Consider the following 9764-nt stretch of genomic DNA (forward strand, 5'->3'; position numbering starts at 1 on the left):
CGCCATTGGCAGGGGGGAGGAGCCCCCTGTGCAACCGAAGAAGCAAAGGGAGACCAACATGACGGACGACCACAAGTACAAGACCTTCGCCCGCGCCATCTCGCGCCGGGACTTCATGGGCCGCGCGGCGGCGCTCGGTGTCGGCGCGGTCTCGGCGAGCGCGCTTCTCGCCGCGGCGGCGCGGGCCGAGACCCCGGTCAAGGGCGGCACGCTCAAGATGGGGCTCGGCGGCGGCGAGAGCACGAACTCGCTCGATCCGGCTGCGGCGCTGAGCCAGGTGCCGTTCCACACAACCCGCGCCTTCGGCGAGCCGCTGCTCGACACCAACCCGGACGGCAGCTTCGACTGGCGGCTTGCGGAATCGGTCGAATCCAGCGCCGACGGCACGACCTGGGCCTTCAAGATTCGCCAGGGCGTGGAGTTCCATGACGGCAAGACGCTAACGGCCGAGGACGTGCTCGCGACGATGAAGCGCCACTCGGACGAGAACTCGCAGTCGGGCGCCCTCGGCGTGATGCGCGGCATCGCCGAGATGAAGGCGGACGGCGACATGTTCATCGTGACCACCGCGACGCCGACCGCCGACCTGCCCTACCTGATGTCGACCTACCAGCTCGCGATCCAACCGAACGGCGGCTTCGACAATCCGGCTGCCGGCATCGGCACGGGCGCCTACAGGGTCGTCTCGGAAGAGGCGGGCGTGCGCTACGTCTTCGAGAAGTTCGCGAACTACTGGGACTCGAGCCGCGGCCATGTCGATCAGGTCGAGATGCTGGTCATCAACGACGCCACCGCGCGGACGGCCGCGCTGCAGTCCGGCCAGGTCCACATCATCAACAAGGTCGAGCCGAAGATCGCCCAGCTTCTGTCCCGCGCGCCGGGCGTGCAGGTCAAGAACGTCGCGGGCCGCGGGCACTACGTCTTCCTGATGCATTGCGACGCCGCGCCCTTCGAAAACAACGACCTCCGGATGGCACTGAAGCTCGCGATCAACCGCGAGGAGATGGTCGAGAAGATCCTTCTCGGCTACGGCACGGTCGGCAACGACATTCCGGTCAACGCGGGCTACCCCCTGTTCGACGACACGATCCCGCAGCGGAGCTATGACCCGGAGAAGGCCGCCGAATACTACAAGAAGTCGGGCCATGACGGCTCGCCCATCGTGCTTCAGGTCTCGGACGTCGCCTTCCCCGGCGCGCTCGACGCGGCCCAGCTCTTCCAGCAAAGCGCCGCCGCCGCCGGTATCCCGCTCGAGATCAAGCGCGAGCCGGGCGACGGTTACTGGTCGGAGGTTTGGAACAAGCAGCCGTTCTGCGCCTCCTACTGGGGTGGCCGGCCGGTGCAGGACCAGATGTACTCGACGGCCTATCTCTCGACCGCCGACTGGAACGACACGCGCTTCAGGAACGAGGAGTTCGACGGCCTCCTCAACCAGGCCAAGGGCGAGCTCGACGAGGCCAAGCGCAAGGCGCTCTACAGCGAGATGGCCCATATCCTGCGCGACGAGGGCGGGCTGATCTGCCCGATGTTCAACGACTTCATCGAAGGCGTCCGGGACGAGGTCCAGGGTTGGGAAGCCAACAACGTCTGGGAAGTCATGAACGGACTTGCGCCGCACAAGTGCTGGCTCGCCTGAACCGGACCGGTGCGATGACCCATCCGATCGTCAAACTCCTGACCCAGCGCATCGCGCTGGGTCTCCTCCTCCTCCTCGCCGCCTCGGCGCTGATCTTCGCCGGCACCCAGATCCTGCCGGGGGACGTCGCACAGTCGATCCTCGGCCAGTCGGCGACGCCCGAGGCGCTCGCCAACCTGCGCGCCGAGCTCGGGCTGAACGAGCCCGCGCTCACGCGCTATCTCCACTGGCTCGGCGCAGCACTCCAGGGCGATCTCGGCACCGCGCTGACGAATGGCCAGGACATCGCGACGGCGATGGGCCAGCGGCTGTCGAACACGCTCTTCCTCGCCGCCTGTGCGGCCGTGATCGCTGTGCCGACGGCGATTCTGCTCGGGCTGATCGCGGTGCGTTACGAGGGCCGCTGGCCCGACAAGCTGATCTCGGGCGTGACTCTCTCCACCGTGTCCGTCCCCGAATTCCTCCTTGGCTATATCGCGATGTTCCTCCTCGCGGTGAAGGTCACGGCCTTCCCCTCGGTCGCGACGATCTACGCCGGCATGAGCCTTCTCGAAAAGCTCCAGGCGGTCGCCCTGCCGGTTCTGGTTCTCGTGCTGGTCGTCCTTGGCCACATGATGCGGATGACGCGGGCGGCGATCCTGAACGTGATGCAGTCGGCCTATATCGAGACGGCCGAACTCAAAGGGCTGCGCCCCTTCGTGATCATCGCGAAACACGCCCTCCCGAACGCCATCGCCCCGGTCGTCAACGTGGTGATGCTGAACCTCGCCTATCTCGTCGTCGGTGTCGTCGTGGTCGAGGTCGTGTTCATCTATCCCGGCATGGGCCAGTACCTTGTCGACCATGTCGCCAAGCGCGACGTGCCGGTGGTGCAGGCCTGCGGACTCGTCTTCGCGGCGGTCTATATCGGGCTGAACATGCTGGCAGACGTGATCGCGATCCTCGCCAACCCGAGATTGAGGCACCCGAAATGACCCGCATTCCGCTCAGCGCCCTGATCGGGCTCGCCCTCACCGGCATCTATTTCTTCACCGCGATCTTCGCCGACCTGATCGCCCCCTACGACGTCGCCGAAATCGTCGGCGGCGTATGGGAGCCGGCCTCGTCGCAGTTCCTGCTCGGCACCGACGGGATCGGCCGCGATCTTCTCAGCCGGATGATCTATGGCGGCCAGACCACGATCCTCGTCGCGACCGCGGCCACGCTCCTGAGCTTCGTGACCGGATCGCTCCTCGGCTTCACCGCGGCAGTGATGGGCGGCGGGGTCGACCAGGCGCTGTCGCGCGGGGTCGACCTGATCATGGCGATCCCGACCCTGATCTTCGCGCTGATCGTCCTGTCGGTCATGCCGGTCTCGCTGCCGGTCCTGATCCTCGTGATGGGGCTGCTCGACGCGACCCGCGTCTTCCGGCTGAGCCGCGCCGTCGCGGTCGATATCGCGGTGATGGACTATGTCGAGGCGTCGCGGCTCAGGGGCGAGGGCCGGCGCTGGGTGATCTTCCACGAGATCCTGCCGAACGCGCTCAGCCCGCTCGTCGCCGAGATGGGCCTGCGCTTCATCTTCATGGTGCTCTTCATCTCGACGCTGTCGTTCCTCGGCCTCGGCGTGCAGCCGCCGCTTGCGGACTGGGGCGGCATCGTCAAGGAGAACAAGGACGGCATCATCTACGGCGTGCCGGCGGCCCTCGCCCCGGCAGTCGCGATCGCGACGCTTGCGATCTCGGTCAACCTCGTCGCCGACTGGATCCTGAACCGCACCACGAGCCTGAAAGGGGGCCGCAATGGCTGACACCCTGCTAGACGTCCGCGACCTGAAGATCGCGGCCACGGTCTACCCGCCCGGCGAGAAGCCGCGCGACATCGAGATCGTGCATGGCGTGTCCTTCACGCTCCAGAAGGGCAAGGTCCTCGGCCTGATCGGCGAATCCGGCGCCGGCAAGTCGACGATCGGGCTGTCGTCGATGGCCTATGGTCGCGGCGGCGTGCGGATCAGCGGCGGCCAGGTGATGCTCAACGGCCGCGACATCCTCGCCGGCAACGAGGCCGGCCTGCGGGCGCTGCGCGGCAAGGAGGTGACCTATGTCGCGCAATCCGCCGCCGCCGCCTTCAACCCGGCCAAGCGGCTGATGGAGCAGGTGATCGAGGCGACGCTGAAGCACGGCCGCGCCTCGCGCGCCGAGGCCGAGGCGCGCGCGGTGAAGCTCTTCCGCAAGCTCGGCCTGCCAGAACCGGAGAAGTTCGGCGAGCGCTATCCGCACCAGGTCTCGGGCGGTCAACTCCAGCGGGCGATGACCGCGATGGCGCTCTGCCCGGAGCCGGACCTCGTGGTCTTCGACGAGCCGACGACCGCGCTTGATGTCACGACGCAGATCGACGTCCTCGCCGCGATCAAGGAAGCGATCCACGATACCGGAGTCGCCGCGCTCTATATCACCCACGACCTCGCTGTCGTCGCGCAGGTCGCCGACCACATCATGGTGCTGCGCAACGGCGCGATGGTCGAATACGGCGACACGCGGCAGATCATCGAGGCCCCGCACGAGGACTATACCCGCGCGCTGGTCTCGGTCCGCTCGATCGATCACGAGGAAAAACGCCCCACGCCCGCGCCGCTTCTGAAGGTCGAGAACCTCAACGCCCGCTATCGCGGCACCGCGTTCGACGTGCTGAAGAACGTCTCGGTCGAGCTTCATCCCGGCCAGACGCTGGCGGTGGTGGGCGAAAGCGGCTCCGGAAAGTCGACGCTGGCGCGCGCGATCACCGGGCTCCTGTCGCCGTCGGCGGGACGGATCAGCTTCGCCGGACGGACGCTTTCGGCCGAGATGGAAGACCGTTCGCGCGACGACCTGCGCGAGTTGCAGATGATCTACCAGATGGCCGACGTGGCGATGAACCCGCGCCACACCGTCGGCAAGATCATCGGCCGGCCGCTCGAATTCTACTTCGGCCTGAAAGGAGCGGCGAAACGCAGGCGCGTGATCGAGCTCCTCGACGAGATCGAGATGGGCGAGAAGTTCATCGACCGCTATCCGGCCGAGCTCTCGGGCGGCCAGAAGCAGCGTGTCTGCATCGCCCGGGCGCTCGCCGCGAAGCCGAAGATGATCATCTGCGACGAGGTGACCTCGGCCCTCGATCCGCTTGTCGCGGACGGGATCCTGAAGCTTCTGCTCGACCTGCAAAGGATCGAGGGCGTGGCCTACCTCTTCATCACACATGATCTCGCGACGGTGCGGGCGATCGCGGATTCGATCGCGGTCATGTATCGCGGGCAGGTTGTGCGCTACGGCTCGAAGGCGGAGGTTCTGGCGCCGCCCTTCGACGACTACACGGACCTTCTGCTGTCCTCGGTCCCCGAGATGAAGCTCGGTTGGCTTGAGCATGTGATCGCCCACCGCAAGATGGAGAGCGCGGGGGCCTGAGCAACCGGGCGGCCCGCCCATCTGCGCGGGCGCCCAATATCCGAACGACAGGAACATCCGGTCGTGGCTGGCCGCGAGACCGATCCCCTGACCCCGATCGCCCCGCCGCGAAGCCGCGCCAAGGCGCGTCACATCCTCGGCAACTACTATACGGTCCGGCCCGCGACCCCGAGGTGCTGGAGATCTGGGGCTACACCGACCGCTTCAGCTACCGCCCCGGCGAGTTCTGGGCTTACGCGTCAGCACCACGGCAGATATCTGGGATCTCGAGATCGGCCGCGACGGCGCGTTACGAGCAGGTCCTGACCGTGACCGGCCTGCCGGGCCGCCGCCACGACACGCCGGAGGACTGCTCGGTCCGCGTTTGCGGCCGGCCAGTGGCACTGGTCTGCTGGTCTGCCCCACCGAGTGGTCCAATGAAAAGTTAGGTCATGTTGACAAATGGCGGAGCCAGAGGCGGATCGAGGTGATGTCGATGAAGCCGAGGAAGCTCTCGGCGGTCTTGTCGTAGCGTGTTGCGACGCGGCGGGCATTCTTCAGCCTGTTGAAGCAGCGCTCGACGAGGTTGCGCAGCCGGTAGAGCCTGCGGTCCACAGCCACGCGCAACTTGCGGGTCTTTCGCATCGGGATGACTGGCACGACGTTGCGAGCCTCCATGGTTGTGCGAACGTTTTCAGAGTCATAACCCCGGTCGGCGAGCAGGACGGCAGGTGCGGGCAGGTTGTCGGCCATGACCAGATCGAAGCCCAGGTAACCTGAGGTCTGCCCCGGTGTGATCCCGGTCCTCATGGGCAGGCCTGCACCGTTGACGCGGAGGTGGATCCTGGTCGTGAAGTGGAACGAAGATCAGGAAACGATCCAGTGGATCGTTTTCCCGACTGACGGGCGCGAGCGGCCGAAATCCTGTCGCGGAGTCCCCCTTTTGCGCCCGCTGCCTGATGATGGGCGCGGACCACGGTGCTGTCGATCATTTGCAGGGCGTGCGGAACGGCCGCACTTTGGTTCAGAGCATCCATGATAGCTTCCCACAGTCCCGCCAGCGTCCAGCGCCGGAACCGCCGATAAACGCTCGACCACTTGCCGAGCTCCTCTGGCAGGTCGCGCCAAGGTGAACCTGTCCGTGCAATCCAGAAAATCCCATCCAGAACAAGACGATGGTTTATGGGTTTGCGTCCATTCGGGGCGCGGACGGCAAAGATGAAGGGCTCAAAGAACGCCCACTCCTGGTCCGACATCAGGTCTCGTGCCAAGCTGGTGTCCATCAAAGATACCAGTTTGAATCACGATCAGCCCGCCCTGTGATCCCCTTTGTCAACTCAACCTAGAATGGCTTGAACACCCGTCGCGTCCCGCCCGCGGCGTTTGGTGCCGGCGCGTTAGCCGGCGCCGCCCCAGCTGAAGCCTTCTTGCAGGTGAACGGCAAGAGCTGCGATGCCTGACAAAATCAGGGCGAAGCACGCGAACAGGGCAAGGGCGATGATCACCGGGCCGGATTTCCTGGGAAAGCGGCGCGTAAGGCGGTCGAACAACGCAGACCTTTCGACCGCGCCGACATAGAGCGGCAGGGCACTGACCAGCGTTGCGTAGAGATACGCGCCCGAGATGTTCTCGAAGAGCGCCGATCTGGCGAGCGTCGGAGCGACGACGCTCAATGCCGTGATCCGGCTACCGGCGAACGAGCCGAACCAATCCGCAGAGAGAACGTATATCAGGGCGTGCAGCACCACGAATGCCATGAGCCTGGCGGTGATGTCGACCAGGACGATGAAGGCTGAGTCTCGCTTTCCACGTGATCCCGTGTTCATCCAGGCGAACAGGAAGAACGAGATGTAGTTCACGATGAATACGACCGGCAGGCCGTTGGTGATGATCTGTCGCAGAAACCGTGACAGGGCAGGCCCGCCGCCGAGCAGCATGGCACCGAAGCCGGGCCGGGTCGCGACATAGAGGAGCACCACCGGGATCAGAGCCGCGAGACTCACCAGTACGACGTTGCGCAGAAAACGCGTGAAAGGCAACTCGAGGGAAAAGAGCCGGTTCATCCGCATTGATCCGCCATCCTTCCGCGTCCTGTCGTAGCGCCGGCGCTTGTCCGTGCCAAAGGAAAATCCAGCCCGGGCGTCCTTGATGTGGATTTGGCGAAGCTCGCGGTGGGGGATGGTCTTCGTCGGGCCGAACCGCAGAGCCTTCGGTCCTGTTCGGATTGTGAAGGATCTGTCGCCAGATCGATATACAATCAGCGGCTTGACGTGGATCCTGCGTTCTGTCCCCGTCGCCGTCGATCATGTGCGCCAAGATGGGCAAAATCAACCCCGCGACTCGATCGGAAAGGTTGAACGCCCTCCATCCCCGACGGCGCAGTTTAACCGCCTCCATGAAACCTTCACACCCGTCCACTGCGATATGTCAACCAGGCCGGTGTCTCGCCAGACCGCTCGGGTTACGGTGGTGTCAACTCTTTATACTTGGCAATTGTTCGGCAAAGGCCAATGCGTGCCCCCGCAACCATCGTTGCTTGCCGAACGCCAACGCCCTCCAAGAACACTACAGGTAGGGTGGGGAACACGCCGAAATCACGGTCGCTGGACGGTCGCCGACATTTCGGAACCTGTGAGGCTCCTGGGATTTGAACAGGAACGCGTCACCGGCCTTGAGAATGGCGGTACGGTCGCCGACGGTCAGTTCGATCTCGCCCGACACGACGATGCCGCCCTCGCTCGCGACATGTTCGAGCATGTCGTCGCCGGTATCGGCGCCCGGCTCGTAGGTCTCGTGCAGGATCTGCAGATTGTGGGCGCGGGCGTCCCCGACCTGCTTCAGCGTGATCTTGCCGACCGTGCCTTCGCGCCCGGAATAGATGCGCGAGGTCAGGTCCCTCAGCTGCGACGGCGTAAAGAACACGTCTGAACTTTGCGGGCTTTCCGGCTCGAAAAACTCTGACATTCCAATGTTCATTCCGCCCAGAATTTTGCGCAGAGAGGCGACGGAAGGGCTGCTCTTGTTCGTCTCGATCATCGAGATCTGTCCATGCGGCACATCGGCCGCATCTGCCAGCTGGCGTTGCGACATTCCGTAACGCAGGCGCAACTCCTTCAGGCGCGAGCCGACGTCGAAGTCATTCATAGCGGTCCTCCACGTGTTCCCTTCGTCTTACCTGTGACGAGAGATTGGCTCAACATCCAAAAAATCCTGTTGCTCAAAATACTGAGCGATGCTAATGCGCTTTTTGAGCCACCAGGGAGTGCGGAAATGAGTCTCACTGAGGAACTGAGAGCGCGGCGCGGGCACGCGGTTGCTGCCGGGGTCGCGACGCGCGGCATCTACGCGGAGCGCGCTCAGAATGCCGAGCTTTGGGATGTCGACGGCAAGCGTTACATCGACTTCGCCGCCGGGATCGCCGTGAACAATACCGGCCATCGCCATCCAAGGCTCATGGCGGCTGTCGCGCGGCAGGCCGAGGCATTCACCCATACCTGTTTCCACGTCGCGCCGTATGAGGGCTACATTCGGCTGGCCGAGCGGCTGAATGCGGCCACGCCCGGCGATTTCGCCAAGAAGACAATGCTGGTCACGACCGGGGCCGAGGCGGTCGAGAACGCCGTCAAGATGGCGCGCGCCCATACCGGGCGGTCCGGCATCATCGCCTTCTCCGGCGCCTTCCACGGGCGCACGCTGATGGGCATGGCGCTGTGTGGCAAGGTCGCGCCCTACAAGAAGGCTTTCGGCGCCATGCCGCCCGAGGTCCATCACGTCGCGTTTCCGAACGCCTATCATGGCGTCACCCCGGAGATGAGCCTCGCGCAGCTCGACCAGTTGTTCAAATCGAGCATCGACCCGGACCGCGTCGCTGCGATCATCATCGAGCCGGTGCAGGGCGAGGGCGGCTTCAACGTTGCTCCGGCAGAGTTCCTGCGGGACCTGCGCAAGCTCGCCGACCGGCACGGGATCGTCCTGATCGCGGACGAGGTGCAGGCAGGCATGGCGCGGACCGGCAAGCTCTTCGCATTCGAACATGCCGGCGTCGCCGCCGACCTCGTGACGATGGCCAAGGGGCTCGCCGGCGGCTTCCCGCTCTCGGCCGTCACGGGGCGCGCCGAGATCGTCGATGCGGCTCCGGCCGGGGGGATCGGCGGCACCTATGCGGGCAATCCGCTGGCGGTCGCCGCCGCCAACGCGGTTCTCGACGTGATCGAGGAGGAGGACCTCTGCCGGCGCGCGACGGAAATCGGCGACCGGATCCGGGCCCGCCTCACGGCGATCGCCGCGCGCCAGGGCATGGAGCCGATCGGCGACGTGCGCGGCCTCGGGGCGATGATCGCCTTCGAACTCGTCACCGACCGGGCGAGCCGGTCTCCGGATCCGGCGCTGACCCAGGCGATCGTCGCCGAGGCCGAGGCGCGCGGCCTCATCATCCTGCCCTGCGGAACCCGGGCCAATGTCGTCCGGCTCCTGCCGCCGCTGACCACGCCCGATGCGCTCGTCGACGAGGCGCTCGACATCATCGAGGCCGCCCTCGAGGCGGCGATCTCGAAAACCGCAAAAGCTGCCTGAAAGGACCAAGACCATGGCCAAGGACCTGAGCGCGCAAAGCCGCCCCGACCTGTCGCGCTTCGACTGGGAAGACGCCTTCCGCATGGAAGACCAGCTGACCGAGGAAGAGCGGATGCTCCGCGACGGCGCCCGCGCCTACGCGGCCGAAAAACTCCAGC

General features: G+C 65.3%; 9 protein-coding genes and 1 pseudogene. 6 read left to right on the plus strand and 4 right to left on the minus strand.

The window, feature by feature from the left end; all coding sequences use genetic code 11:
* Nucleotides 1-58: 58 nt before the first annotated feature.
* The 4 genes from OM960_RS24755 to OM960_RS24770 are packed head-to-tail and all read left to right on the plus strand — an operon-like array spanning nt 59 to nt 5055.
* Nucleotides 59-1636: an ABC transporter substrate-binding protein gene (locus OM960_RS24755; RefSeq protein ID WP_264773851.1), complete on the plus strand. Its 1578-nt coding sequence runs from the start codon at nt 59-61 to the stop codon at nt 1634-1636.
* A 14-nt stretch (nt 1637-1650) separates the two neighbouring features.
* The gene (locus OM960_RS24760) at nt 1651-2610 is read left to right on the plus strand and encodes an ABC transporter permease (protein ID WP_263340880.1); all 960 of its coding nucleotides are present in this window, start codon (nt 1651-1653) and stop codon (nt 2608-2610) included.
* Nucleotides 2607-3425, plus strand: a complete 819-nt coding sequence (locus OM960_RS24765) for an ABC transporter permease (protein ID WP_264773852.1) — start codon at nt 2607-2609, stop codon at nt 3423-3425. Before OM960_RS24760 ends, OM960_RS24765 begins: the two co-directional genes overlap by 4 nt.
* Nucleotides 3418-5055 (plus strand): ABC transporter ATP-binding protein, encoded by a 1638-nt coding sequence (locus OM960_RS24770; protein WP_263340875.1) that lies wholly within the window; start codon nt 3418-3420, stop codon nt 5053-5055. The genes OM960_RS24765 and OM960_RS24770 overlap by 8 nt, the downstream gene beginning before the upstream one ends.
* A gap of 429 nt (nt 5056-5484) precedes the next feature.
* Here OM960_RS24770 and OM960_RS24775 read toward each other — a convergent pair whose 3' ends face one another.
* The 4 genes from OM960_RS24775 to OM960_RS24790 all read right to left on the minus strand — a co-directional run bounded on the left by OM960_RS24775 (nt 5485) and on the right by OM960_RS24790 (nt 8178).
* The gene (locus OM960_RS24775; RefSeq protein ID WP_263340873.1) at nt 5485-5844 is read right to left on the minus strand and encodes a transposase; all 360 of its coding nucleotides are present in this window, start codon (nt 5842-5844) and stop codon (nt 5485-5487) included.
* The gene (locus tag OM960_RS24780; protein WP_264773853.1) at nt 5841-6317 is read right to left on the minus strand and encodes an IS5 family transposase; all 477 of its coding nucleotides are present in this window, start codon (nt 6315-6317) and stop codon (nt 5841-5843) included. The genes OM960_RS24775 and OM960_RS24780 overlap by 4 nt, the downstream gene beginning before the upstream one ends.
* A gap of 114 nt (nt 6318-6431) precedes the next feature.
* Nucleotides 6432-7097: a hypothetical protein gene (locus tag OM960_RS24785; protein ID WP_264773854.1), complete on the minus strand. Its 666-nt coding sequence runs from the start codon at nt 7095-7097 to the stop codon at nt 6432-6434.
* A gap of 502 nt (nt 7098-7599) precedes the next feature.
* Entirely contained in the window at nt 7600-8178 is a 579-nt protein-coding gene (locus OM960_RS24790; RefSeq protein ID WP_263340864.1) for a cupin domain-containing protein, read from the minus strand.
* A gap of 126 nt (nt 8179-8304) precedes the next feature.
* Here OM960_RS24790 and gabT point away from each other — a divergent pair, with 126 nt between their 5' ends.
* Complete coding sequence (gene gabT, locus OM960_RS24795; RefSeq protein ID WP_264773855.1) at nt 8305-9606, plus strand: 4-aminobutyrate--2-oxoglutarate transaminase; 1302 nt, start codon at nt 8305-8307, stop codon at nt 9604-9606.
* Between the two features lie 13 nt (nt 9607-9619).
* Nucleotides 9620-9764: pseudogene (locus tag OM960_RS24800) on the plus strand (acyl-CoA dehydrogenase); the annotation flags it as partial.

The organism is Defluviimonas salinarum (genome assembly GCF_026013545.1).
Lineage (GTDB): Bacteria > Pseudomonadota > Alphaproteobacteria > Rhodobacterales > Rhodobacteraceae > Albidovulum > Albidovulum salinarum.